The 26,555-nt window shown below is 63.5% G+C and carries 21 protein-coding genes; 6 read left to right on the top strand and 15 right to left on the bottom strand.

Features of this window, described 5'->3' with window-relative positions:
- Nucleotides 1–185 precede the first annotated feature (185 nt).
- Nucleotides 186–1,316, top strand: coding sequence for a porin (locus tag CKW35_RS02360; RefSeq protein WP_095114926.1), 1,131 nt, complete (start codon nucleotides 186–188; stop codon nucleotides 1,314–1,316).
- Here CKW35_RS02360 and CKW35_RS02355 read toward each other — a convergent pair.
- The 14 genes from CKW35_RS02355 to speB form a co-directional block, all read right to left on the bottom strand.
- Complete coding sequence (locus tag CKW35_RS02355) at nucleotides 1,293–2,231, bottom strand: LysR family transcriptional regulator (RefSeq protein ID WP_016486221.1); 939 nt, start codon at nucleotides 2,229–2,231, stop codon at nucleotides 1,293–1,295. The genes CKW35_RS02360 and CKW35_RS02355 overlap by 24 nt on opposite strands.
- Before the next feature lie 82 nt (nucleotides 2,232–2,313).
- Entirely contained in the window at nucleotides 2,314–2,820 is a 507-nt protein-coding gene (locus CKW35_RS02350; protein ID WP_016486220.1) for a peroxiredoxin, read from the bottom strand.
- Nucleotides 2,821–2,908: 88 nt separating this feature from the next.
- Complete coding sequence (locus CKW35_RS28315) at nucleotides 2,909–3,049, bottom strand: hypothetical protein (protein WP_016486219.1); 141 nt, start codon at nucleotides 3,047–3,049, stop codon at nucleotides 2,909–2,911.
- 251 nt (nucleotides 3,050–3,300) lie between these two features.
- Nucleotides 3,301–4,269, bottom strand: coding sequence for a lipoyl synthase (gene lipA / locus CKW35_RS02345; protein WP_095114924.1), 969 nt, complete (start codon nucleotides 4,267–4,269; stop codon nucleotides 3,301–3,303).
- A gap of 68 nt (nucleotides 4,270–4,337) precedes the next feature.
- Nucleotides 4,338–5,591: a serine hydroxymethyltransferase gene (gene glyA / locus CKW35_RS02340; RefSeq protein ID WP_095114922.1), complete on the bottom strand. Its 1,254-nt coding sequence runs from the start codon at nucleotides 5,589–5,591 to the stop codon at nucleotides 4,338–4,340.
- 63 nt (nucleotides 5,592–5,654) lie between these two features.
- Nucleotides 5,655–8,525 (bottom strand): aminomethyl-transferring glycine dehydrogenase, encoded by a 2,871-nt coding sequence (gene gcvP, locus CKW35_RS02335; protein ID WP_095115103.1) that lies wholly within the window; start codon nucleotides 8,523–8,525, stop codon nucleotides 5,655–5,657.
- Between the two features lie 15 nt (nucleotides 8,526–8,540).
- Nucleotides 8,541–8,918 carry a glycine cleavage system protein GcvH gene (gene gcvH / locus CKW35_RS02330; RefSeq protein WP_023047041.1) on the bottom strand — a complete coding sequence of 126 codons (378 nt, stop codon included), beginning with the start codon at nucleotides 8,916–8,918 and terminating at the stop codon, nucleotides 8,541–8,543.
- A gap of 261 nt (nucleotides 8,919–9,179) precedes the next feature.
- Nucleotides 9,180–10,712, bottom strand: a complete 1,533-nt coding sequence (locus CKW35_RS02325; RefSeq protein WP_016486214.1) for a sigma-54-dependent transcriptional regulator — start codon at nucleotides 10,710–10,712, stop codon at nucleotides 9,180–9,182.
- Nucleotides 10,713–10,805: 93 nt separating this feature from the next.
- Entirely contained in the window at nucleotides 10,806–12,230 is a 1,425-nt protein-coding gene (gene cycA, locus CKW35_RS02320; RefSeq protein WP_095114920.1) for a D-serine/D-alanine/glycine transporter, read from the bottom strand.
- Nucleotides 12,231–12,678: 448 nt separating this feature from the next.
- Entirely contained in the window at nucleotides 12,679–14,367 is a 1,689-nt protein-coding gene (gene betA / locus CKW35_RS02315) for a choline dehydrogenase (RefSeq protein ID WP_070086341.1), read from the bottom strand.
- Nucleotides 14,368–14,371: 4 nt separating this feature from the next.
- The gene (locus CKW35_RS02310; protein WP_095114918.1) at nucleotides 14,372–15,841 is read right to left on the bottom strand and encodes a cytosine permease; all 1,470 of its coding nucleotides are present in this window, start codon (nucleotides 15,839–15,841) and stop codon (nucleotides 14,372–14,374) included.
- Entirely contained in the window at nucleotides 15,838–16,017 is a 180-nt protein-coding gene (locus tag CKW35_RS02305) for a hypothetical protein (RefSeq protein ID WP_016500197.1), read from the bottom strand. Before CKW35_RS02305 ends, CKW35_RS02310 begins: the two co-directional genes overlap by 4 nt.
- Before the next feature lie 96 nt (nucleotides 16,018–16,113).
- The gene (locus CKW35_RS02300) at nucleotides 16,114–17,622 is read right to left on the bottom strand and encodes an aldehyde dehydrogenase (protein WP_016486209.1); all 1,509 of its coding nucleotides are present in this window, start codon (nucleotides 17,620–17,622) and stop codon (nucleotides 16,114–16,116) included.
- 15 nt (nucleotides 17,623–17,637) lie between these two features.
- On the bottom strand, nucleotides 17,638–18,609 hold the full coding sequence (gene speB / locus CKW35_RS02295) for an agmatinase (protein ID WP_016486208.1): 972 nt from the start codon (nucleotides 18,607–18,609) through the stop codon (nucleotides 17,638–17,640).
- Nucleotides 18,610–18,876: 267 nt separating this feature from the next.
- Here speB and CKW35_RS02290 point away from each other — a divergent pair, with 267 nt between their 5' ends.
- Entirely contained in the window at nucleotides 18,877–19,791 is a 915-nt protein-coding gene (locus CKW35_RS02290; RefSeq protein ID WP_095114916.1) for a LysR family transcriptional regulator, read from the top strand.
- A 9-nt stretch (nucleotides 19,792–19,800) separates the two neighbouring features.
- Here CKW35_RS02290 and CKW35_RS02285 read toward each other — a convergent pair whose 3' ends face one another.
- A complete protein-coding gene (locus CKW35_RS02285; protein WP_095114914.1) occupies nucleotides 19,801–20,688 on the bottom strand; it encodes a LysR family transcriptional regulator in 888 nt (295 codons plus the stop codon).
- Between the two features lie 95 nt (nucleotides 20,689–20,783).
- Between CKW35_RS02285 and CKW35_RS02280 the strand changes: the two genes are divergently transcribed.
- Genes CKW35_RS02280 through CKW35_RS02265 form a run of 4 tightly spaced genes read left to right on the top strand, consistent with a single transcriptional unit; the run spans nucleotide 20,784 to nucleotide 26,553 of the window.
- Nucleotides 20,784–22,226: an aldehyde dehydrogenase family protein gene (locus CKW35_RS02280; protein WP_016486204.1), complete on the top strand. Its 1,443-nt coding sequence runs from the start codon at nucleotides 20,784–20,786 to the stop codon at nucleotides 22,224–22,226.
- A gap of 13 nt (nucleotides 22,227–22,239) precedes the next feature.
- A complete protein-coding gene (locus tag CKW35_RS02275; RefSeq protein ID WP_016486203.1) occupies nucleotides 22,240–23,226 on the top strand; it encodes a dipeptidase in 987 nt (328 codons plus the stop codon).
- Nucleotides 23,227–23,281: 55 nt separating this feature from the next.
- Complete coding sequence (locus CKW35_RS02270; RefSeq protein ID WP_016486202.1) at nucleotides 23,282–24,832, top strand: BCCT family transporter; 1,551 nt, start codon at nucleotides 23,282–23,284, stop codon at nucleotides 24,830–24,832.
- Nucleotides 24,833–24,858: 26 nt separating this feature from the next.
- Complete coding sequence (locus tag CKW35_RS02265) at nucleotides 24,859–26,553, top strand: hypothetical protein (protein WP_095114913.1); 1,695 nt, start codon at nucleotides 24,859–24,861, stop codon at nucleotides 26,551–26,553.
- Nucleotides 26,554–26,555: the final 2 nt, after the last annotated feature.

Genomic DNA, 26,555 nt, shown 5'->3' with positions numbered 1-26,555 from the left:
GGGCAGCAAGCGCGGCCTCGCGCGTGTTCGAAGCCTGTCTAGCGCAGACGTTCTCGCCAACCGTAACGCCCCGCAGGGCCTTGATTAACCAAACGGCATGACATGGCCGAATAAGCAATCACGCTGCAACGTGCTGTTCACCGACGCTACAGCCACCACATCACTGTGCTGGCCTGGAGTCGTGAATGAACACTCGCACTACGTCGTTGTTGTTGATGATCCAAGGGGCATGCCTTGCCGTGCAGGCACAGGCCGAGGGCTTTCCGACGCTCGGCCGGATTGCACCGGGTTTTGGCTATTACGGGGTGGATTACGGTTTCGATGACAAGCTCAAGGTCTACGGCACCGTGGATGCATTCGCCAGCTATCACGACTCGCAGCACCACTCGGGCTTTCGCCTGGCCGGCGGCGGCGCCTGGACCAACAAGGTCGGGCTGTATGCCCGCAAGGGGCTTACTCCTGACACCGTACTGGAACTGGACGTCGAGGAAGGCTTCAACGTCAATGGCAAAGCCCTGGAGGGCACCTGGGACACCATTGGCACCCTGCGCCTGGCAACGCTAGCCCTGCGCTCGCGCACCCTGGGCAAGCTTGAGTTCGGCAAGACCTACAGCATGGGCACGCCCACCTACGCCGACCCGTTCCTGGCCACATATGGCTCGCCCTACACCTACCTGGCCCTGCCTGCCGCCGGCAAGGGCGCCTATTACCTGGACCTGCGCCCCAAGCACACCCTGGCCTACACCAGCCCGAACCTGAACGGTTTCAGCATCGGCACCGCGCTAAGCTTCGGCTTCGACGATGCCGCCAGCCAGGGGCGCACCGTGCGTGGTGGTGGCGCCCGGCTGCAGTATCGTAACAGCCGGGTGATGCTGCTGGCCTCCTACAACCTGTACTACAGCGACCCCTGGGACGACGCTGGCACCTCGCGTCAGACCGCCAACTACTACAAGAGCCTATCGGCGTTCTACGATTTCGGCCCACTGGCCACCAGCCTGACCTGGCAACGCCAGGACGTAGACCAGGCCGGCACGCCCAGTACCACGCTGTACACCTTCGGGGTGATGGCGCCGGTCGGCGAGCGGGACGTGCTGCGCCTGGCCCTGATGCAGCGCCAGGTTACCGCCCGCGACAAGGACGCAGCAGGCGTGATGATTGGCTATGACCATTTCATCAACCCACGCTGGGCCATCTATGGCCGGCTGGGCCTGATTGCCAACCAGCGTGCGTCGTCGGTCACCTACGCTGGCACCCCGGTGGATCAGGTTGGCGACAACCCCAGCAATGTCTCGCTAGGCATGTACTACCACTTCTGAGGCCACGGGACGGGTTTGCCTGAGCACCTGCCCGCGCAAGCTGTGAAACAGCTCCTGGGCAGGCGCTGTAAGGCTGTGGCGGTCGATACAGACCAGGTTGATGGGGTAGTCCGGAATCAACTCCTGCACGGCCATGACCACGTACTCGCCATCCACACTAAAGGTAAACCCTTGGTCCACCGCCAGCTCGCTGATGGTCATCAACGATTCGGTATTCTTCAGCAGCTTGAGCGCCATCATCACCGAGGTGCATTCAACGGTGTTCTGCGGCACCTGGAGGCCGTTGACCTCGAACAGCTGGTGAAACTGCGAAGCCTGGTCCGACAGCTCATCCAGGCTGATCCAGTGGCCGTACTGCAAGGTGCGCAAAGACTTGGAAAACTTTTGTGCATTGGACGCGTGGCAAATCACCCTGCCCTTGATGCTGCCGAGCGCCTCCCAGTCCAGGCTCAGCCGGCTCAGGGGTTGCTGCGAGGTAATGGCAAAGTCCAGGCTGCCGTCGCGCAGGCGTTGCAGGATCTGGCTGGGACGCAAGTCGGTGATGGTGATCTTCACCCGCGGGTACTTGCGCCGGAAGGCCAGGATGCTTTCATCGACACCATCGAGCATCGCCGTCAGCGAGGTCACCCCGATCGACACCGCGCCCAGCGCGGCATCCTGAATGCTCGCCGCTTCGATCTGCAGGCGACGGATGCTCTCCACCACGAGGTTGGCGTGGCGGATGACGCGCTTGCCTTCCTCGGTAAGGGCCATGCCTTTGTGCGACCGCTGCAACAGGCTGAAGCCGACTTCCCGTTCCAGCTCCTTGATCGAACGGCTCAGCGCAGGCTGGGTAATGTGCATGAGCTTGGAAGCCTCAAGGATGCTGCCTGCGTTGTGGATGGCGACCAACGCCTTGAGTTGGTGAAGTTTCAACCGGGTATACCTTGTTGTTATCGGGTCGGATTGAACATATTCTTCGGCGCCCCTGACAGTCCTTGACTGAAAGGCCTGGCGCTTACAACTGACGCAACGCCGCCAGCACGCTCGCTGCATCACTGACCTCGAACTGGCCAGGCGCTTCGACAGCAACATGCTTGACCACCAGGTTGTCGACCACCATGGCATAACGCAGGGAACGGCGCCCCAATCCACGCGCGGACAGGTCCTGGATCAAGCCCAGTGCGTCGCTGAATTCGCCGTTGCCATCGCCAATCATCCTTACCTTTTCGCCCACCTGCAGGCTGTTGCCCCAGGCATTCATGACAAACGCATCGTTCACGGACACGCAGAGGATTTCGTCAACGCCCGCGGCGAACAACGCTTGTGCCTCAGCCACATAACCTGGGACGTGGCGTTCGGAACAGGTAGGCGTGAACGCGCCGGGCAAACCGAAAACAACCACTTTTTTATGCTTGCAGCGCTCGTGAACGGAAAAGGCATTCGGCCCGATCGCGCAGGCGCCTTCGTCATTGTTGTACGCGTACAGCGTAACGTCGGGCAATAGATCGCCAGTGTTGATCATCGTGGTCTCCTGGGTGCGTTGATGGCCGGGCACGCTATGATGCCGCAGTCCACCAAGCCAGGTACAACATGCCCGCGGCTACATGCGTTCAACGCGCCAATATTGCCTGGGTATGATCGATGGAAGGAACAGGCACCAGCACGCGCCGAGCCGCCAGCCATTCCCGCATGCGCGCGGTATCGAAAATCTGCCCCTCTTCCATCATCACCAGGATGAGCGCTTGTGACATTCGGTAACATCCACACTGGGAGCAATGCCGCTCTTCCCATCCATGGGTGCATTCAACGGATTGCGCCTGCCCTGCGCAAATCAGACAACTCATGTAAGCCCCCTGTTGTTTTTGTCCATGGAGGGTGAACGCAAGGTTACGAAAATCGCATGCCAAGCGCTGTACATGAGATTTTCATGCCAACTTTGAATTCCCTCCCTTTTTTTACCCCGATCAGCGCACAACGCTCAACCGGCAACGACCCGTTCCGCTCACTGCACCTGCTGGTCAGCATGGTAGGACGAACGCACCAGTGGCCCGGACGCCACGTTTCTGAACCCCATTGCCAAGCCCTGCTCGGCAAACCAGGCAAAGGTGTCCGGGTGCACAAAGCGCTGCACCGGCAGGTGGCTGCGTGACGGCTGCAAGTACTGCCCCAACGTCAGCATGTCGACCTGATGCTCACGCATGCGCTGCATCACTTCGATCACTTCTTCATCAGTTTCGCCCAGGCCGAGCATCAGCCCGGACTTGGTCGGCACCCTCGGTACCTGTTGCTTGAAGCGCTCCAGCAGGTCCAGCGACCACTCGAAATCCGAGCCCGGCCGGGCCGCCTTGTACAGGCGCGGCACGGTTTCGAGGTTGTGGTTGAACACGTCTGGCGGTTCCTGCCCGGTGATGGCCAGGGCCACCTCCATGCGCCCGCGGTAATCGGGCACCAGGGTTTCCAGCTGAATGCCCGGCGACAGCCTGCGGATCTCGCGCAGGCAATCGGCAAAATGCCCGGCGCCGCCATCGCGCAGGTCGTCACGGTCCACCGAAGTGATCACCACGTACTTCAGGCCCAGGTCGGCGATGGCGATGGCCAGGTTCTTCGGCTCGTCGACGTCCAGCGGCCTGGGCCGACCATGGCCGACGTCGCAGAACGGGCACCGCCGGGTGCAGATGTCGCCCATGATCATGAATGTCGCCGTGCCGCCAGAGAAGCACTCGCCCAGGTTCGGGCAGGCGGCTTCCTCGCACACGCTGTGCAGCTTGTGCTTGCGCAGCAGGGCCTTGACCCGCGCTACCTCAGGCGTGGTAGGGATGGCCACGCGGATCCAGTCGGGCTTGCGTGGCACATCCTCGGTGGGGAGGATTTTCACCGGGATACGCGCCACCTTTTCGGCGCCGCGCAGTTTTACCCCGGCCTGCAACGGCTGCGGGCGCGGTGATGTGTGTTGCAGTTGTTCGGTTGGCATGGCTGGCTCCTGGCTCTGGGCTGATATTGACCGACAGCATCACAGGGGCTGCTTTGCAGCCCCATTTGCTAGGCCGGATATACCGGGAACAGCTTGCACAATTCAGAGACCTGGCCCGCCACATGGGCCTCGACGTCAGCATCACCGAGGTGTTCGAGGATGTCGCAGATCCAGCTCGCCAGGGCACGGCACTCCGCTTCCTTAAAGCCACGGGTCGTCACCGCCGGGGTGCCGATGCGCAGGCCCGAGGTCACGAACGGCGACTGCGGGTCGTTGGGCACGGCGTTCTTGTTCACCGTGATGTGCGCACGCCCCAGCGCAGCATCGGCGTCCTTGCCGGTAATGCCCTGGCGGGTCAGGCTGACCAGGAACAGGTGGTTGTCGGTGCCGCCTGAAACCACGTCGAAGCCCCGCTGCATGAACACCTGTGCCATGGCCTGGGCGTTGCTGATGACCTGGTGCTGGTAGTCCCTGAAGCCAGGCTCCAAAGCTTCCTTGAAGCACACCGCCTTGGCCGCGATCACGTGCATCAGCGGCCCGCCCTGCCCGCCCGGGAACACCGCCGAATTGAGCTTTTTCTCAAGCTCCGGGTCCGCCTTGGCCAGAATCAGGCCACCACGTGGCCCGCGCAGGGTCTTGTGGGTGGTGGTGGTGACCACGTCGGCATACGGCAGCGGGTTGGGGTACAACCCCGCCGCTACCAGCCCGGCGACGTGGGCCATGTCGACGAACAGGTAGGCCCCGACCTTGTCGGCGATCTGCCGAAAACGCGGGAAGTCGAGGGTTTTCGAATAGGCCGAGAAGCCCGCCACAATCATCTTCGGCTGGTGCTCGACGGCCAGGCGCTCGACGTCGTCGTAGTCGATCAGGCCGTTGGCATCGATGCCATATTGCACAGCGTTGTACAGCTTGCCCGAGGACGACACCTTGGCACCGTGGGTCAGGTGGCCGCCATGCGCCAGGCTCATGCCCAACAGGGTGTCGCCGGCTTGCAGCAAGGCCAGGTAGACCGCAGCGTTGGCCTGGGAGCCAGAATGCGGCTGGACGTTGGCATAACCCGCACCGAACAGTTGTTTTGCGCGGTCGATGGCCAACTGCTCGACCACGTCGACGTGCTCGCAGCCACCGTAATAACGCTTGCCGGGGTAGCCTTCGGCGTACTTGTTGGTCAGTTCGGTCCCTTGGGCCTGCATCACCTGCGGGCTGGTGTAGTTTTCCGAAGCGATCAGCTCGATGTGGTCTTCCTGGCGTTGCACTTCGCGGCGGATGGCCCCGGACAGCGCAGGGTCGAAATCGGACAGGGTCAGGCTTTTATGGAACATGGGTGTGATTCCTTGATTGTCTGGTCGGCAAATATGGCCCGGAGCGGCTCCGGGTCAGCAGGGTCAGGCGTCTTGATAGCTCGACAGCGGCGGGCAGGCGCAGGCCAGGTTGCGGTCGCCGTAAACGTTGTCCACGCGCCCCACCGGCGGCCAATACTTGCTCTCGCGCAGGTCGGCAAGCGGGTACACCGCCAGTTCCCGGCTATAGCTGTGGGCCCATTCACCGACCAGTTCGCTGGCAGTGTGCGGGGCGTTCTTCAACGGGTTGTCGAGCGCGTCCAGGGTGCCGTTTTCCACCGCGCGAATTTCTTCTCGGATGCAGATCATCGCGGCGCAGAAGCGGTCAAGTTCCTCCTTGGACTCGCTCTCGGTCGGCTCGACCATCAGCGTGCCGGCCACCGGGAAGGACATGGTCGGGGCATGGAAGCCAAAGTCGATCAGCCGTTTGGCCACATCCTCGACGCCAATGCCGCTGCTGTCCTTGAGCGGGCGCAGGTCAAGAATGCACTCGTGGGCCACCAGGCCGTTCTCGCCGGTGTACAGCACCGGGTAGTGCTCTTCCAGGCGCCAGGCAATGTAGTTGGCACTGAGGATCGCCAGCTGCGAGGCACGCTTGAGCCCTGCCCCGCCCATCATGCGGATGTACATCCAGGTGATCGGCAAGATACTAGCACTGCCATACGGCGCCGCGCTGACCGCACCCTGCTGCTTGGGCAGGTGGCCGTGCCCCGGCAGAAACGGCGCCAGGTGTGCCTTGACGCCGATCGGACCGACGCCGGGGCCGCCGCCACCGTGGGGAATGCAGAAGGTCTTGTGCAGGTTCAGGTGCGACACATCGCCACCGAACTTGCCGGGCGCACACAGCCCGACCATGGCGTTCATGTTCGCGCCGTCCAGGTACACCTGGCCGCCACACGCATGAATGATGTCGCAGATTCGCGTGATGCCGTCTTCGAACACACCATGGGTCGAGGGGTAGGTAATCATCAGGGCCGCCAGCTTGGCCTTGTGTTGCTCGGCCTTGTGCTGCAGGTCGGTCACATCGACATTGCCGCGCTCATCGCAGTTGACCACCACCACCTGCATGCCGGCCATCTGCGCCGTGGCCGGGTTGGTGCCATGGGCCGACGACGGGATCAGGCACACATCACGCCCGGCCTCGCCACGGCTGGCGTGGTAGGCGCGTATGGCCAGCAGACCGGCGTACTCGCCCTGGGACCCGGCATTGGGCTGCAACGACATGGCGTCATACCCGGTGGCCGCACACAGCATGGCCTCCAGCTCATCGGTCAGTTGACGGTAGCCCAGCGATTGGCTGGCCGGGGCGAACGGGTGCAGGGCGCCGAACTCGGGCCAGGTAATCGGGATCATCTCGCTGGCAGCGTTGAGCTTCATGGTGCATGAGCCCAGGGCGATCATGCTGCGGTCCAGGGCCAGGTCCTTGTCGCCCAGGCGACGCAGGTAGCGCATCAGCCCGGTTTCAGAGTGATAACGGTTGAACACCGGGTGCTGCAGGTAATGCGTGTCACGCAGCAGCACCGACGGCAGGCAATCGGCACCGTCGGCAGCCAAAGCGGCGAACTCCGGAAGCGCCTGCCCGGCGCCCGCGAACACCTGCCACAGGGCCTCGACGCTCTCCTGCTCGCAGGTTTCATCCAGCGCGACGCCAACCCGAACGTCGTCGATCAGGCGCAGGTTCAGCCGGGCAGCGTTGGCCGCCGCCAGCACATCGGCCAACGGCCTGGCGGTTACCACGCTGACGGTGTCGAAGAAGTGCGCCTGTTCGACATGATGCCCAAGCTGGCGCAACCCCTGCACCAGGATCGCCGTCAGGCGATGCACCCGCCGGGCGATCTGTGCCAGGCCTCGGGGGCCGTGGTAAACCGCATACATGCTGGCGATGTTGGCCAGCAGCACTTGTGCGGTGCAGATGTTGCTGGTGGCTTTCTCGCGGCGGATATGTTGCTCGCGCGTCTGCATGGCCAGGCGCAGTGCCGGTTTGCCGAAGCGGTCGATGGACACGCCGACCAGGCGGCCGGGCATGTCGCGCTTGAACGCATCGCGGGTGGCAAAGTACGCCGCATGCGGGCCGCCGAAACCCAGTGGCACACCAAAGCGCTGGGCACTGCCGATGACCACGTCTGCGCCCCACTCCCCCGGGGGCGCCAGCAACGTCAGGGCCAGCAGGTCTGCGGATACCGAAACCAGCGCGCCCGCTGCATGGGCGCGTTGCACCAGGGCGCGGTGATCGACAATTGCACCGGTACTGGCCGGGTACTGCAACAGCAGGCCGAAATAGCCGTCCAGGGGTTGGCCCTCCAGCGCCGCCTCATCACCGATGACCACCTCGATACCCAGTGGCCGCGCACGGGTAAGCAACACATCGAGGGTTTGCGGGTGGCAATGGCGGGAGGCGAAGAACGCCGGGGCTTTGTTCTTCGCCAGGCGCTTGCAGAAGGTCATGGCCTCGGCGGCAGCGGTGGCTTCATCGAGCAACGAGGCGTTGGCGATTTCCATACCGGTCAGGTCGCTGATCAGGGTCTGGAAGTTCAGCAGTGCTTCCAGGCGGCCTTGGGAAATTTCCGGCTGGTACGGGGTATACGCGGTGTACCAGGCCGGGTTCTCCAGCAGGTTGCGCAGAATCGGAGCCGGGGTATGGCAAGGGTAATAGCCCTGGCCGATGTGGTTGCGATACAGCTGGTTGTTCGCGGCAATCGCCTTGAGTGCGGCCAGCGCCTCTGCCTCGCCCTGCCCCGGGGTCAGCGTGAGCACACTGCTGCCTTTTATGCTGGCGGGGATGACGCTGTCGACCAGCGCGTCGAGCGAATCATGGCCGGTCAGCGCCAGCATGGCCGCGATATCGCCTTCGCGCGGGCCAATGTGACGGGCAACAAATTCATCAAGCGTGCCCAGCGGGATACACGGGTTGTTCATGGCGGCCACCCCGGTTCAGGCGTTGTCGGCCAGGAAGCGGTCGTAGCCGTCCTGGTCCATCAGGCTATCGAGGTCAGCAGGGTTGCTGGCCTGGATACGGAAGAACCAGCCGTCCTGCATGGGCGAGGCGTTGATCAGCTCAGGGTCGTCGGCCAGTGCCTGGTTAACCGCCACCACCGTGCCTTTCACCGGCATGGTGATGTTGCTGGCGGCCTTTACCGACTCGAGCACCGCGACTTCATTGCCTTCCCCGTACTCGCCAGGCTCCGGCAGTTGCACGAACACCACGTCACCCAGCGCCTGCTGGGCATAGCTGGTGATGCCGACGGTCAGCTCGCCGGTCGCTTCCAGACGCAGCCATTCGTGTTCGGGCGTAAAACGCAGAGTGCTCATGGACGTTCCTCTCTTGTTATCGGGTGGGTCCCTGTGCGGGACTGCCAGATACAAGAGCAAGGGCGATGCCAACTCAGTATTTTCTATATTTATCAGTAGCTTGGAGCATGCGATCGAACGTTTCGAAGGACCTGCAGCGGAGCGTATTCGCTCCACCGCCAGCGCCCGGCAATCATCGATTGTGGGGGCCGCCACTGGATGCGGGCTCCACAGCAAAACGGAGCGCAATCACTCCAGTGGAGCGCATTCGAACCGGGTCAGCTACGAGACCCGGCTGGCGATGCCGTACTTGCGCAGGCGCTGACCGATGGCCGTGTGGGAAGTCTGCAGCCGCACGGCCAGTTGCCGGGTCGAGGGGTAGCTCTGGTACAAGTTCTCCAGCAAGGCCTTTTCAAAGGCCTGCACGGCGGCCTCCAGGCTGACGATTTCCGCCCCCTCGGCCTGCTGACTGCTCAATGCGGTGCCGGCCAGTTCCAGGTCGTCGCAGTCGATCACCTCGCCTTCGCTGATGGCTGCTGCGCGGAAAATCACGTTCTGCAACTGGCGCACATTGCCTGACCAGCGATTGCCCAACAGCAGCGGATGGGTGGCCAACGCCAGGCGGCAGGGTGAGCGCTGTATCTGCGCACAGGCCTGGCGCAGGAAATGTTCGGCCAGCAGCAGAATGTCCTTGCCGCGCTCGCGCAGGGGCGGCACCTTCAGGTTGAGCACGTTCAGCCGGTAGTACAGGTCTTCGCGAAAACTGCCCTCCATCACCATGTTTTCCAGGTTACGGTGGGTGGCACAGACCACCCGCACATTCACCCGCACCTCGTTGCCACCCCCCACCCGGCGAAAACTGCCGTCGTTGAGAAAGCGCAGCAGCTTGGCCTGCAGGTAGGGCGACATCTCGCCCACTTCATCGAGAAACACCGTACCGCCATCGGCCAGCTCCAACAGGCCCGGCTTGCCACCGCGCTGGGCGCCGGTGAAGGCGCCGGCGGCGTAGCCGAACAGCTCGCTTTCGGCCAGGCTTTCGGGCAGCGCTGCGCAGTTCAGCGCCAGGAATGACGTATCGCGCCGGGCACTGAGCGCATGGCAGGCACGGGCCACCAGCTCCTTGCCCGTACCGGTCTCGCCCTGGATCAGCAACGGCGCCTCCAGGCTCGCCACTTTGTGCAAGCGCGCCTTGAGCGCCTGCAGCGCGGCCGATTCCCCCAGCAACGCCCCAAGCCCTTCACCGTTGTCATGCAGCAGCGAGGCCAGGCGCTCGCCGATGCGGCTGGGTGGGTACAGGGTCAGCAAGCCCCCCACCAGGCCTTCGGCGCCGCCGCTGATGGGCGTGGCCTCCAGCAGCAGGGACTGGTCCTGAAAGCTCACCTCGCACATGGGCAGGCGAAAACCCTTGTCGATCAGGTTCTGCGCCAGGTTCGGCTCGGCAAACAGCTTGCTCAACGGCTCACCCGCCGGCTCGTGGCCCACCAGGCTGACCAGCGTCGGGTTGGCCAGCAGCACATGGCCAGTGGGGTCCACTGCCAGCACCGGGTCGCTCATGGCGGCCAGCAAGGCCTCCAGCTGCAAGCGCCGGCGGTGGCCGGGCAGGAAGTCGACCAGCGACACCTCCTGCACACCGTCCACCCCCAACAAGGCGGCATACAGTTCATCCAGCACGACCGGGGACAGCGTCGGGGCATCGATGTAGACATTCGGCGGAATCATTTCCACCGCGTCCAGGTTGAGGTTGCGCGCCCCGAGCAGCGACAGGATTTCCTGGGTGATGCCGACACGGTCGACAAAATTGACGTGGATTCTCATCTAAGCTCCTCAGCCAAAATCCGTGTTTGGCAACAAGACAACAAGGGGACAGCGCAGCGCGCCGTCCCCTTGGGCAACACATGAATGGGCCGGTCAATCAGCGTCAAACGACAACTGCGCCGTCGCCTGTTTTTTCTGGCGGATGGACCGGTACGCCAGGCCCAGCACGGCAAACCACACCGGCACCAGGTACAACGCCATGCGGGTGTCGGCCTCCAATGCCAGCAATGCCAGGATGCAGGCGAAGAACGCCAGGCATACCCGGCACATCACGGTGCCGCCCGGCATCTTGTACTTCGACGCCTGGTGCAACGGGTCGCGCTGCTTGCGGTACGCCAGGTACGACAGCAGGATGATCGACCAGACAAACATGAACAGGAGTGCCGATACCGTGGTAATCAGGGTGAAGGCATCGAGCATGTTCGGCACCAGGTAGATCACCAGCGCCCCGCCGGTCAGGCACATACACGAGAAGATCAGGCCATTGGAGGGCACGGCACGGCGGGACAGTGCGCCGAACTTGCCAGGCGCATCACCGTCCATCGCCAGGCCGTAAAGCATGCGGCTGGTCGAGAACACGCCGCTGTTGGCCGACGACATGGCCGAGGTCAGTACCACGAAGTTGATGATGCCTGCGGCTGCCGGCAGGCCGGCCAGCACGAACAACTCGACGAAGGGGCTCTTGTTGGCCACCACTTCACGCCACGGGGTAACGGCCATGATGGCGATCAGCGCCAGCACATAGAACACGATGATGCGCACCGGAATCGAGTTGATCGCCCGCGGCAGGTTGCGCTCCGGGTTCTTGGTTTCGGCCGCAGTCGTACCCACCAGCTCGATGCCGACGAAGGCAAACACCGCTATCTGAAAGCCCGCGAAAAAGCCCATGGCGCCGTGGGGGAACATCCCGCCGTCGTTCCACAGGTTGGCCAGCGCTGCGGCATGCCCGGCCGGCGACTGATAGGCCGCCGCCACCATGTAGAAGCCGGTGCAGACCAGCGCGCAAATGGCCACGATCTTGATCATGGCGAACCAGAACTCCATTTCCCCGAACATCTTGACGCTCATCAGGTTCAACGTCAGCAACAGCCCCACGCAGGTCAGCGCCGGTATCCACAATGGCATGTCGGGGAACCAGAATTGTGTATAGGCAGAAATGGCAATCACATCGGCAATGCCGGTGACAATCCAGCAGAACCAGTAGGTCCAGCCGGTAAAGAACCCCGCCCACGGCCCTAGCAGGTCAGCAGCAAAGTCGATGAACGATTTGTATTGCAAGTTGGACAGCAACAGCTCGCCCATTGCGCGCATGACGAAGAACAGCATGAAGCCGATGATCATGTAGACAAAGATGATGGAAGGCCCAGCCAGGCTGATGGTCTTGCCAGAGCCCATGAACAGGCCGGTGCCGATGGCACCGCCGATGGCGATCAGCTGGATATGGCGGTTGGACAGGTTGCGTTTGAGTGCGTGTGCGTCACCTTCAGGCGGGCAGTGACCGTGCGGCAAGTTAGTCATTGTTATGTACCTTGCTGGTTTAATTGTTTTTATAACGTCACAAGTTCAACCCTCGGGACCGGATGAACAACGTTCAGTGCCGAGCGAGTGCAAGGTGGGGGAGCAAGGTCTGTGCCAAGCGCAAATACTGCGAGTTAGAGGGGTTCTGGCGAAAAGGGCTGGACCGGCTGTAAAGAAGTCACTCCATCTATTTGCGTCAATCAGGCCGTTGTGCTGCCCCAGGCATCGCCAGCGCTGTACTTGCACCCCCTGTATCGAAATCATTCCAATGGAGCGCATTCAGTCCAATCTCATGGCCTGGACTGGCCTCTGTGGGAGCGGCCTTGTGTCGCGAAAGGGCTGCAAAGCAGCCCCAGCAATTTGTGCTTCTGCGCTGAAATCCTGGGGCTGCTTTGCAGCCCTTTCGCGACACAAGGCCGCTCCCACATTGACCGCGTCAACCGGTAGTTTAACGGACAGGCATCTCGCGCACCGGCTTGCGGCTACGCTGCTCTTCTTCCCAGCCCCCCACCAGCCCAACCGGCACATCAGCCGGTGCCAGCGGCTGGCGCCCGCGCACCAGGTCGGCGGCGCGCTCGGCCAGCATGATGGTCGGGGCGTTGAGGTTGCCATTGGGCTCGCTCGGGAACACCGAGGAGTCGATCACCCGCAGCCCCTGCAAGCCGTGTACACGCAACGCAGAGTCCACCACTGCCATGTCATCCTCGCCCATGCGGCACGAGCCGCACGGGTGCATGGTGCTTTCCATGTTGGCGCGCACGAAGGCGTCGATTTCTTCGTCGGTCTGCACCTGCGGCCCCGGCGCCAGCTCTTCGCCGCGGTAGCGGTCCATGGCCGGCTGGGCGATGATCTCGCGGGTCAGCCGCACACAGCGGCGGAAGCCCTCGCGGTCCTCTTCGCTCGCCAGGTAGTTGAAGCGGATTTGCGGGTGCTGGTAAGGGTCGGCCGACAACGCCCGCACATGGCCCCGGCTCTTGGGCTTGTTGGGCCCGGTCAGCACCATGAAACCATGCCCCTTGAAGGGCTTGTCGCCGTCGTAGCGCATGGCCGCTGGCAGGAAGTGAAACTGGATGTCCGGCCAGCGCAGGCCCTTGGACGAACGGATGAAGCCGCCCGCCTCGAAGTGGTTGCTGGCCCCCAGGCCGTCCTTGAACAGCAACCAGCGCAAGCCGATCAGGGCCTTGCCCAACAGGTTCATCTTGCCGTTGAGGGTTACCGGCTCCTTGCACGCATACTGGATGTAGATTTCCGAGTGGTCCTGCAGGTTCTCGCCCACCCCAGGCAAGTCGTGGCGCACCTCGATACCGGCGTTTTTCAGCACCGCAGCCGGGCCGATGCCGGAGCGCTGCAGCAAGTGCGGCGAACCGATCGGGCCAGACGCCACGAGCACCTCGCGGTTGCACATGACTTTGTGCGTCTGCCCGCCCTGGTCGTACTCCACGCCCACCGCCCGCTTGCCCTCCAGCAAGATGCGCCGGGTCATGGCATGGGTGATCACGGTCAGGTTCGGCCGGCTCATGGCCGGGCGCAGGTAGGCATTGGCGGTGGACCAGCGCACGCCATCCTTCACCGTCATGTGCATGGCACCAAAGCCTTCCTGCATGTAGCCGTTGCAGTCGTCGGTCTTGATGTAGCCGGCCTCGGCACCGGCTTCGATCCAGGCACCGTACAGCGGGTTTCTCATGTTGTTGCCGTTGTTGGTCGACAGCGGCCCCGCCCCGCCCCGGTAGTCGTCACCACCGAATTTGTATTGCTCGGCACGTTTGAAATACGGCAGGCAATTGCGGTAGCTCCAGTTTTTCGCGCCCAGGCTTTCCCACTCATCGAAGTCACAGGCATGGCCACGGATGTACACCAGGCCATTGATCGACGACGAACCGCCCAGCACCTTGCCCCGTGGGCAGTGCAGGCGCCGGTTGTCGAGGTGCGGCTCGGCCACGGTCTCGTAGTGCCAGTTGTATTTTTTGGTGTTCATCGGCAAGGAGAACGCACTGGGCATCTGGATCAGCACGCTGCGGTCGCTGCCGCCGAACTCCAGTACCAGTACCGAAGTACCGGCGTCTTCGCTGAGGCGGTTGGCCAACACGCAGCCGGCCGAGCCCGCACCGATGATGATGTAGTCGTATCGCTTGGTCATTGTTCTAGTCCTGTGCGCGAAGGCCTACGGCCTCGATATTGCATGCATTACGCTTTGGGTAGCCGCCCCAACCCAGGCGTGCTGCCAGCAGTCGGGTCAGGCCGTAGTGCACCAGCCCGGCCAGCAGGCAGGACGGTAGCGAGGCCGTGGCGAAGGTGAAGAAGTCGGTATGGGCCAGGGTTTGCGGGTTGAACACCACCACGTAGACCGCAAAGCCCGCCGCCAGCGCCACCAGCGCGACGGGGTTGAAGCCTTTGCAGTAGCGCAAGGGCGACACGCTCTGTTCGGCGTAGATGTGCCGCAGGTTCAGGCGTTGCTTGCGCAGGAAGAAGTAATCGGCGATGCCGATACCGGCCAGAGCGCTGTTAAGGGCGGAGGTCCATACCAGGAAGATGAAGAAGCCATCGTAGATCCCCGGCAGCAACACCACGATAACCACCGGGATGATGCAGAACAGCGCGATCAACACCCCCCAACCCACACTGCGCAGGCGTTCGCCTGCCAGCTGGCGCAAGCCGATCACTGCGGTGTAGAGGATGTTGACCATGCCGGTCAGGTTCGCCAGCGCCAGGAAACTCAAGGCGATGATACCGAAGCCCATGCCACCGGCCAGGCGCATCCACGCCGTGGGGTCGCTGCTGCCCAGGGTGGTGGCCGCGAACAGGCTGACCGACTCACCCAGCGAAGCGGCGCCGAAGATGCCCACCAGGTTGGGCCAGAAGGCCGTACGCTGGTTGCTGCACAGGCGCGACAGGTTGCCGATGTAGGGCCACCACGAAAAGCCCGCAGCAATGTTGATTTCCACCGCGACCATGAAGTTGACGTGCGGGTTCTCGAAGGGTGGCTGCAAGGGCGGCATGGCCAGCAGTTCGTCGAGGCTGTAGCGCCGGGAAATGAAGTACATCAGTGCCAGCATGATCAGGATCAGGCTGGGTGCGATCACCGCACTCAGGCGGCGGATCATGTCCGGCCCGCGCATGGCAACCAGGGCCGCCAGCACAATGGCCAGCAAAGCCCCGGCGGTTACCAGCCAACCGTCTGCGCCGGGCTGGCGCTGTTGCACCAGGGTCTCGAGGTTGTCCAGCGCCCGCCCGCACATCAGCCCAAGCACCGCCAGCCACCCCATGGTCAGCACCACCACCGAGAGGAAGTAGACCAGGCGGCTGCCATTGAGGCCGAACATGCTGCGCAGGAAGGTGAACTGCTCGACGCCGTACTTGCCACAGGGCAGGCAGGTGGACGAGGCAGCCAGCACCACGCCGATAATGTTGCCGATGATGATCGCCGCAATCCCTTGCAAGGGCCCGACGAACAGCGCCGTGGCGCCGCCGATCAGGAACACCCAGGTGGCCACCGCCAGCGCCGAGTTGGCGTAGGCAAAGCCCCAGAACCCCCAGACCCGCTCACCGGGTAGCAAGGGGGTGTCGCCACGTTCCGCACCCAGGCGAAACTCCTGCTCGCGGGAGGCGCTCATGGCTGGCCTCCCAGGTAGTACGCGCCAGCAATCATCACCAGCACCAGCAGGGTAAGTGCAACCACGTCAGCCGCCGTCAAGGCGCCCGGCCACTGCACACGCTTCTCCAATTCCTCGTAGGCGCACAGGCGCCTTTCCAGGTCCTGCGCACGTTCCACATCCACTTGGCTGTTCATCGGCATCACCTCGACAGGTTCTTGTTCTTGAAATTCGATGCTTGATTGAACCTGCGTCGCTCGCCAAACCTCAGCGACGCAGACAGGCCCTGAACCTCAGGGCAAGGTGATCCAGACCGCCTTGGTCTCCAGCAGAAACTCCAGTTGTTCCGCGCCCAGGTCCTTGCCATAGCCCGACTGCTTGTAGCCACCGAACGGCATGGCCGGGTCGAGGGTGCTGTGGGCGTTGACGTACACGGTACCGGCCCGCAACTGCGGGATCAGCCCGTGCACCCTGCCCAGGTCGTTGGAGTAGATCGCCGCGGCCAGGCCGAACAGCGAGTCGTTGGCCAGGGCCAGGGCCTGCTCCTGGGTATCGAACGGCTGGGTGACCAGCACCGGGCCAAAGATTTCCTCGCTGACGATGCGCATGTCGTTGCGGCAGTGGGCGAAGATTGTCGGCTGCACGTAAAAGCCCGGGCCGTCCAGCGGCTCGCCGCCATAGTGCACCTGCGCGCCTTCAGCCTTGCCCAGAGCAATGTAATCCAGCACCCGCTGCTGCTGTTGCTGCGACACCATGGGGCTGATGAAACACTCAGGGTCGAGCCCCGGGGCGATCTTCAACGTCGCGGTGTAGCGCGCCAGCGCTTCGAGAAATGCCGGGTAGACACTGCGCTCGATGTAAGCACGGGTACCGGCGTCGCACACTTGCCCGGAATTGAAGAATACGCCGTTGGCCACGGCTTGCGCCGCCGCCTCGATGTCCGCGTCGGCAAACACGATCACTGGCGACTTGCCGCCCAGTTCGAGGGTGAGGCGCTTCATCTGGTCCATCGCCGTCTTGCCCACTGTACAACCCACCGGGGTAGAGCCGGTAAAGCTCAGCTTGTCGATGCCCGGGTGGCTGGACATCGCCTGGCCGACCACGCTGCCGCGCCCGGTCACGATGTTCACCACCCCGTCGGGAAGGCCTGCCGCCTGTACCAGTTCGGCAAAGCGCAATGCCGACAGCGAGGTCAGCTCCGCCGGCTTGACCACCACGGTGCAGCCGGTGGCCAGCGCTGCGCCCAGTTTCCAGGCCATGGTTTGCAGCGGGAAATTCCACGGCACGATGGCGCCGACCACCCCTACCGCTTCCTTGCGGGTGTATGCCAGGTAATTGCCTGGTAGCGAAGGCTCGACGGTGCGGCCATGAATCTTGCTGGCCCAACCGGCGAAATAGCGCAGGGTGTCGACCGTGCCCTGAATGTCGACAGCACGCGCCTGCACCACCGACTTGCCCATGTCGATGGCTTCGATCTGCGCCAGTTCGTCGCCGTGGGTTTCGATCAGGTCGGCCAGGCGATGGATCAGGCGTTCGCGCTCCAGCGGTTTCAGCTGGCTCCAGGCGCCACCGTCGAACTGCGCACGCGCGGCGCGCACCGCACGGTCAAGGTCATCTGCGGTACCCATGGGGATGCGCGTCAGTACCCCTTCGGTAGAGGGCTCGACCACCTCGGCGCTGCCACCGTCGCTGGCTTCCAGCCAGGCACCCCCAATGAACATGCGCTGCGGCTTGCTGAGAAAGCGTTGGGTCGCCTCGCTAACACCAAAGGCCTGCAAATAGGCTTTTACCTTGTTGTCCACAGTACAGTCTCCGGGTCAGCGGGCTTTGGCGCGCGCGTGGAAAATGAAGCCGATGCTGTTCATCAGCAGTTGCGCGGCAAGGATCGAGGTCATGCCGGTGGGGTCGTAGGCCGGGGCCACTTCGACCAGGTCCATACCGACAATGCGGCCGTGGCTGCGCTTGGCCAGCGCCTGGATGATTTCCAGTACTTCGTAGTAAAGGAACCCGCCATGGCTCGGCGTGCCGGTGCCAGGGGCAATGGAGGGGTCGAAGCCGTCGATGTCGATGGTGATGTAGTAGTTGCGCCCTTCCGGGATTTTCGCCAGCACCCCCTCGCAGCCCAGGCGGCGTACGTCACGTACCGAAAGAATCTGCGAGCCGGCCTCGCGAGCGGCGTCGTAGTCGTCGCGGTTGGATGACGACACGTTGCGGATACCCATCTGGGTCATGCCGACGATGTGATCCAGCTCCGAGGCGCGGCGCAGTGGGCTGCCGTGGCCATAGCGCACGCCATGGCGCTCGTCGACGAAGTCCAGGTGGGCATCGAAATGCACGATGTGGATCGGCCCGTGGCCTTCGAACGCCTTGATCACCGGGGCATGCACCGAATGGTCACCGCCCAGTACCACCGGCATGGCGCCGGCTGCGAGGATCTGCCTGACGGCCGCCTCGATGTTGGCGTTGCTGCTGACCATGTCGGTGTGCACGATGTCGGCATCGCCCACATCGACCATGCGCACCTGGTCTTCGGTCAGGTAGGTGGCGTCATCCTCGAAGTCGTAGGCACCGGCATGGCCGAAGGAAAACAGGGTGGATGCCTCGCGAATGCCACGCGGCCCGAAACGCGCCCCTGAACGCCACTGGGTGCCCATGTCGTTGGGCGCGCCCAAAATCGCCACGTCGGCGTCGATAGCCTCCCAGTCGGTGCATACCGGCGCCTTGGCGAACGTGCAATGGCCCACGAAGGGCAGGTTCAGGCGGCCGGACTCATAACCGTGTTTTGCCATGTTCTGGTTTCTCCACTTCTTGTTGTATGTCAGGAGACGGGGCGACTGCTCGACCACCGTTGCAGCCACTATGGCAACCACCGGGGCAGGGAAAAATGCGCAAGTGCAGATACATACATCGCCCCTTCCGATGTAACCGAAGGCAATGCGGGCGGGCAACGCCAGGCATTGCAGCGGCCTGGCACTCATGGTTAGCTTGCGCAACAAGAACAATGCACGGGCGCTCATATCAGCACGGGCGATGTGAGGCCCGGCCGGGAGGCTACGGTGATCCAGCTCCACGATGTCGACCTGAAGCTGCTCAGGGTATTCACCACTATCGTCCGGTGCGGCGGCTTTTCTGCCGCGCAGGCGGCACTCAATGCCGGCCAGTCGACCATCAGCGAACAGATGACGCACCTGGAAACCCGCCTGGGGGTCAAGCTGTGCCAACGCGGGCGCAGCGGCTTTCGCCTGACCGAGCAAGGGGTGGCGATCCATGAGGCAACCTTGCGCTTGCTCAGTGCCGTGGAGAGCTTTTGCCTGGACGCCGACGTGCTCAAGCAGCACATCAGCGGCAAGCTCAACCTGGGCATCATCGACTCCACCCTGACCGACCCCGTCTCGCCGCTACCGCGCACCACCCAGCGCTTTGTTTCACGCGGGCACGATGCCCACCTGCACATCTACATCGGTGCCCCGGCAGAACTCGAAGAGCGCGTGCTGGATGGCAGGCTGCACCTGGCCATCGGCCATTTCCCGCTACGGGTGGCTGGCTTGTCCTACCTGCCGCTGTATGACGAGGCCCTGGGGCTTTACTGTGGCCGGCGCCACCCGTTGTTCGCCAGCAATGCAGCCAACGGCCGGCTGATGGAAGACGTGCGCCAGAGCCGAATCGTGGTGCGTGGCTACATGCAGCAGTACGACCTGGAGCAACTGGGCATCGCCAAGGCCGACGCAACGGTGGAGAACATCGAGGCAGCGGCGATCCTGATCATTTCCGGGGCCTACATCGGTTTTTTGCCCGAGCACTTTGCCGAGCAGTGGGTCAAGACGGGCGAAATGCGTCGCCTGGGGGCCAGCACGCTGAACCTCAGCTCACCCTTCGAAGTGGTGACCCGGCGCGGAGTGTCGCGCCCGCCCATCCTGCAGGCCTTTCTGGAGGACCTGGCGGCCTGCACCAGCCAGCCTGGGGTGCCATGAGCCGCAGGCTCAGCCGGCTTGGGCCAGCTGCACCTGCAGAAACGCCATCAATGCCCCTGCCGCAGGTGACAAGCTGCGCCCCTTGCGGGTGAGCATGCCGATATACCGCTCGACCTTGGGCTCCACAAGCGGTACGAACGCCAGCTTTTCGTTCTCCTGCGGAAAGGCGAGGTATGGCAGCGTGCTGATGCCCACCCCCTCCTCCAGCATGGCGATCAACGAAATCATGTTGGAAATGAACAGCCGGCTGTGCGTCAGCAACCCCTCGGCCTCGGTGCCGGCCAGCAGTTGCGAGGTGCCATTGCGAATCATCGGCTCGCCCTGCAACTGCGCCCAGTGCAGGGCATCACCCGCCTGCGCCAACGGGTGGTCACTGCGGCACACGACGCCCACCTGATCATTCACGATCGGGGCGAATTCGAGCTGCTCATCGTCCACCCACAGGCTGCTGATGCCGAAATCCACCTGCCCTTGGGCCAGCAACTGCTGCACACGTTCGGCCGTGCCATCCTGGATGCTGACCTGTACGTTCGGGTGCGCGGCCACGAAGCGGGCCAGCGGCCCTGGCAGCATGCGGCTGGCCACTGAAGGCACGGTGGCGATGCTGACCTGGCCGATTTCATGCCGGGCAAGCAGCGTGGCTTCACGGGCAATGCGGTCATGGTGCTCGATCAAGCCGCGAAACAACGGCAGGCAATGCTCGCCGAATGGCGTCAGCTCTACCCGCCCCCCACCCTTCTCGACCAGTGCCTGCCCCAGCTTTTGCTCCAGCTCACGCACGGCCAGGGATATCGCCGGCTGGGTGCGAAAGGCCTGTCGGGCGGCCGCATGGAAGCTCTTGAGTTCAGCGACCAGTACGAAGTAGCGCAACTGGGCGATCTTCAGCTCGGGCAACATGGTTAGCATTCCTTATCAAAGCATTTTTTTTATTAATTTTTATTTGCTGCATATTGCTCGCATCATGAATGCCATGCAAACAGAGGCGTTCATCCATGTCACACAAGCCCTACAACAACTACATTGATGGCCAGTGGTGCGAAGGCCACACCACCCTGGGAAACTACAGCCCCTCGGACACCGGCGACCTGATCGGCCAGTACCAGCAGGCCAGCGCCGAACAGGTCCGCCAGGCCATCCAGGCCGCCCGTGCCGCACAGCCCCTGTGGGCCGCCAGCGGCCTGGAAGCCCGCCAGCAAGTGCTGATGGCCATCGGCGATGAACTGATTGCGCGCAAGCAGGAGCTCGGCGAGCTGCTCTCGCGAGAAGAAGGCAAGCCCCTGGCCGAAGGCATCGGCGAGGTCAACCGCAGCGGCCAGTTCTTCCATTACTACGCCGCCGAAGTACTGCGCCAGATGGGCGAGACCGCCGCCTCGGTGCGCGCCGGGATCGACATCGAAGTGCATCGCGAACCGGTGGGTGTGGTGGGCATCATTACCCCGTGGAACTTCCCCATGGCCACCGCCGCCTGGAAAATCGCCCCGGCCCTGGCCTTCGGCAACGCCGTGGTGTTCAAGCCGGCCAACCTGGTGCCGGCCAGCGCCTGGGCACTCACCGAGATCATCAGCCGCCAGAGCCTGCCCAGCGGCACCTTCAACCTGGTGATGGGCAGCGGCGCCGACGTCGGCGAGGCGCTGGTGCAGTCCGCTGACATCGATGCCCTGACGTTCACCGGTTCGCTGCAGACTGGCCGGCGCGTGGCGGTCGCCACCGCAGGTAACCTGGTGCGCTGCCAGCTGGAAATGGGCAGCAAGAATGCCTTGGTGGTCATGGATGACGCCGACCTCGAACTGGCCGTGGAATGCGCCCTCAACGGCGCCTTCTTCGGCACCGGGCAGAAGTGCACCGCGTCTTCACGGCTGATCGTGTGCGACGCCATCCACGACCGTTTCGTCGAGGCCCTGCGCCAGCGCATGCGCCAGCTCAAGGTCGGCCATGCCCTGGAGGCCGGCGTGCAGATCGGCCCGGTTGCCGACGCGCGCCAGCTGGAACAGAACCTGGCCTATCTGCAGCTGGCGCAGGCCGAAGGCGCCACCCTGATCGAAGGTGGCGAACGCCTGCAACTGGAGAGCGACGGCTACTACATGCGCCCGGCGCTGTTCATCGACAGCCGCAACGACATGCGCATCAACCGCGAGGAGGTGTTCGGCCCCATCGCGTGCGTGATCCGCGTACGTGACTTCGAAGAGGCGCTGGCCACGCTCAACGACACCGAATACGGCCTTACCGCCGGCATCATCACCCAGTCGCTGCGCCACGCCAGCCACTTCAAGCGCCGTGCCCAGACCGGCTGCGTGATGGTCAATCTCCCGACCGCCGGTACCGACTACCACGTGCCGTTCGGCGGCCGCAAAGCTTCGAGTTTCGGCCCACGGGAGCAGGGCCAGTACGCCCGTGACTTCTACACCGTGGTCAAGACCACCTACCTGCGGCCCTGAAGGAGTACACGCCATGCATGACCTTTTGATGATCGACGGCCTGCAGTACTCCAACTGGAGCCCGGAAATTTTCCAGCAGATGCAGGCCGGTGGCCTGAGTGCGGTACACGCCACCATCGCCTACCACGAAAACGCCCGCGAAACCCTGTCACGCCTGGGTGAATGGAACCGCCGCTTCGAGACCTGGCCCGAGCTGATCCGCCCGGTGCGCACGGCCAGCGACATCCGCCTGGCGCACGAGGAAGGCCGGGTGGGGATTTTCTTCGGTTTCCAGAACTGCTCGCCGATCGAGGACGACATCGCCCTGGTGGAGGTCTTCCGCCAGCTCGGGGTGTTTGTCATGCAACTGACCTACAACAACCAGAGCCTGCTGGCCAGCGGCTGCTATGAGCGCGAAGACAACGGCATCAGCCGCTTTGGCCGCCAGGTGATCGCCGAAATGAACCGGGTCGGCATGCTCATCGACATGTCCCACAGCGCCGAGCGCAGCACCCTGGAGGCGATCGAGCTGTCCAGCCGACCGGTGATCATCTCCCACGCCAACCCGGCCAGCTTCCACGCCGCCAAACGCAACAAGTCCGATGCGGTGCTGCGCGGGATCGCAGCATCAGGTGGGCTGCTGGGCTTCAGCACCTACCCGTTCCACCTCAAGGGTGCTTCGCAGTGCAGCCTGGAAAGCTTCTGCGACATGGTCGCGCGCACCGCCGACCTGATGGGCGTGGCGCATATCGGCATCGGCACCGACTTGTGCCAGGCGCAACCGCTGGCCGTGCTGGAATGGATGCGCAACGGCCGCTGGAGCAAGGACAAGGACTACGGCGAAGGCTCCAAGGACAACGCCAACTGGCCTGCGCCCTTGCAGTGGTTCCGCGACAGCCGCGATTTCGGCAACATCGCCCAGGGCCTGCGCGCCCGTGGCTTTGCCGAACAGGACGTGGCCAACATCATGGGGCTGAACTGGTTGCGCCTGCTGGAAACCGCCACCACGGCACAGGCCTGAGCCCCTTGCACGGACAGCATCAACAATAACAACAATCGCAGGTTCCGGAGGCTTCATGAAAAACCCAACCACCCTGCAGGCTGAAGGCCAGGCCATGGGCCTGCCAATGGCACGCGACATCGACTGGCCATTGTTCCTGATCAGCGGCGGCTTCCTCGGCGCCTTCCTGCTGGCGGCGCTGATCGACATCGACAGCGTGTCGGCGCTGGTCAACACGCTGTTCGCCTGGTCGACCAGGTTCTTTGGCCTCTACTGGCAAGTGCTGATGCTGGCAACCTTCGCCGTCAGCCTGTTCATCGGCTTTTCCAGAAGCGGGCGCGTACGCCTGGGCGGCGTTACCCAACGCCCCGACATCAGCACCTTCAACTGGATCGCCGTCATCATGTGCGCCCTGCTGGCAGGTGGCGGCGCCTTCTGGGCCGCTGCCGAACCCTTGATGCACTTTGCCAGCCCGCCGCCCTTCTTCGCCGGCCTGCAACCGCACAGCGAAGCTGCAGCGACCGCGGCACTGGCGCAATCGTTCGTGCACTGGGGCTTTCTGGCCTGGGCCGTGCTGGGCAGCCTGCTGGCGATCGTGCTGATGCACCTGCACTACGACAAAGGCCTGCCGCTGGCGCCGCGCACCCTGCTTTACCCGCTGTTCGGCGAGCGGGCGCTCAAAGGCCCGATCGGCACCCTGGCCGACGCCAGCTCGATCATCGCCGTGGTGGCCGGCACCATCGGCCCGATCGGCTTTCTCGGCCTGCAGATCAGCAGCGCCATGCATGCGGTGTGGGGCTTGCCTAACGATATCGTCACCCAGTCGCTGACCATTGTGCTGGTCACGGCCATGTACACCGTCTCATGCCTGGTGGGCCTCAAAGGCATCCGCTTTGTCAGCGAGATCAACGTCTGGCTGATGATCGGCCTGGCGCTGTTCATGGTGGTGTTCGGGCCGACGCTGTTCATCCTCGGCGGTTTCCCGGCGGCCTTTGCCCTGCATGTGGAACACTTCCTGCCGATGGCAATGTTCCGCGCCGACCCCAAGTGGCTGGACTGGTGGACGGTGTTCTACTGGGGCTGGTTCATCGGCTACGCACCTATGGTGGCACTGTACGTCGCGCGTATCTCGCGCGGCCGCACCATTCGCGAGATCATCATGACACTGTCGATCATCGCGCCGCTGGTGACCATGTTCTGGTTCACCGTGGTCGGCGGCACCGGTATCGGCCTGGAGCTGCAAACGCCAGGCATCGTCACCGCCCATGGCGCCCAGCCCGAAGACCTGCTGCTGGGGGTGACGCAGAACCTGCCACTGGGAGGCCTGATCAGCGCGTTGTTCCTGTTCCTGAGCTTCATCTCGGTGGCCACCAATGGCGACGCCATGGCCTTCACCGTGGCGCTGGCGATGTCCAGCAACGATAAACCCAAGAAATGGCTGTGCGGTTTCTGGGCCATCGGCATGGGCCTGGCGGCGGTGGTACTGATCACCATCGGCGCAGGCGGTGTGACGGCCCTGCAGTCCTTCATTGTCATTACCGCAGTGCCGGTGTCGCTGGTGATCCTGCCAGCGTTGTGGGATGCAGTGCGCATCGCCCGGCACATGGCCCGCGAACAAGGCGTCTGAACATGATCCATCCAGGTACAACAACAATGTCCGCCAACGTGCCTGCAATACCGGTGTTGCGCCCTGCCAGCCAGGTCATGGATCTGGCCCGGCTGGGCAGCCACTTCCAGAGCCCGCTGAGCTTCGTGCGCAGCAGCATGCGCCGGATGATGCAGCAGCACTGGCGCATCCAGCGCTGTTGCTTCGACCTTGACGGCCAAGGCTTCGGCACCGCGATCTACCGCATCGACACGCCGAATGGCCATTACCACTGCGTGATCTTCTCGGCCTACCTGCCGCCAGAAAAGCGCAGCGACCGGGTGATCGCCGACCAGTGGGACGTCACCTTCGTGCTGGTCAATGGCGATGTCGATGCGGCGCAACTGGCCGACCTGCAGCGCAACGTGCCGCTGCAGGAGGCTGGCCGCTTCGATGCCCGCGTGCTGGTGCTGTCACGGGCCAACCGTAGCTTGCGCAATTTCGACCGGTTTCTGACGGCGCTGGCGCAAGGCCGCCAGCCCGACCCACAGCAACTGGCTGAAGTCGGCTACCTGTATCGCACCACTGCGGTTTACGGCAACGGCAAGTTCGGCATCGCCGACTTTGGCTGCCTGCAAGACAACCCGGACTTCAACCAGCCGTTCAGCGCGCAGATGTTCACGGTCTACCTGCTGCGCCACTTCAGCATCGAGCAGATCAACCACATGGCCCAGGCACTCGACCCACAACGGGCAGTGCAACTGGCGCCGGCCCTGCAACGCTACCTGGGGGTCGGCAACGCGACCGGGCTGGGCATGGCACCGTTCCTGATCAACCACCCGCAACTGGTGGAACGCTGGATCCACACGCGGGAAACGGCACTGGCCGTGGTGTTGGCGCAGGCGGCCGAACCTGACCAGCTGGCGCGCCTGCAGGGCTTGCTGGCGCGGGCCCGCGTGCACGTGATCCAGACTCAGACCGAAGACCAGCGCCAGCAGGAGCAAAACCGGCAAACCGTGACCGAGCTTGCGTTGGTGGCCACCTGGCTAGACGCGCAAGCCGCCGGCGAGGGCCTTTGGCCGCGTTTGCAGGCCTGGGCGCAGGCGCACACCGGGGTGGGCTGCCAGGAGCTGCTGGCAAGCTTGCTGCTGGAGCTGTACCCGGCGCAGGTCACGCCCCTGGCCGAGCACATGGGTGTCAACGAAAGCTGGCAGCTGGATGCCCAAATGCCCCTTGAGCAACTGCGCCAGCTGATAGAGCAGCAGTACGGCTGGGCGCTGGGCTACGACTTCGGTGCGGTGGATGCCGAGCACTTCTTCTGGTACCGCTCGGCCGAAAAAGAGGAGCCGCGCCTGGGCATGCGCGCCGAGGAACCGGGGGCCGACAAAGAAATGCAGCTGGGCATTGCCCGCAATCTCCAGCAGTGCCATGCCGCGCTGCTGCAACACCTGCTGCTAGAGCCTCAGGCGTTGACCGCGCACTTCCTGATCGCGCAACCGGCGTTCAAAGGCACAGTGCGCCGCCTGCAAGGCATGGCACAGACTGCCTACGGTGAAATCCGCGCCAACCTGTTGGCCCGCGACATGCTGCCGATTCACCTGTTGCGCTGCAAACTGGCGTTTTTCGGCGCGGGCAAGTTCGACCCCAAGTCCAGCCGCTGGGTACGTATTACCCTGTTCCAAGGCGCACCGTTGGTGAGTGACATCGGCCAGCCGTTCGCAGACGACTGGAATTTTGCGGTCATGCCGCAAGGGGAGCTTTGACC

Origin of the sequence: Pseudomonas sp. Irchel 3F3 (genome assembly GCF_900187545.1) — a bacterium.
Taxonomy (GTDB): domain Bacteria; phylum Pseudomonadota; class Gammaproteobacteria; order Pseudomonadales; family Pseudomonadaceae; genus Aquipseudomonas; species Aquipseudomonas fortuita.
Note: the sequence above shows the minus strand (reverse complement) of the source record. Positions and strands in the feature narration are given on the sequence as shown.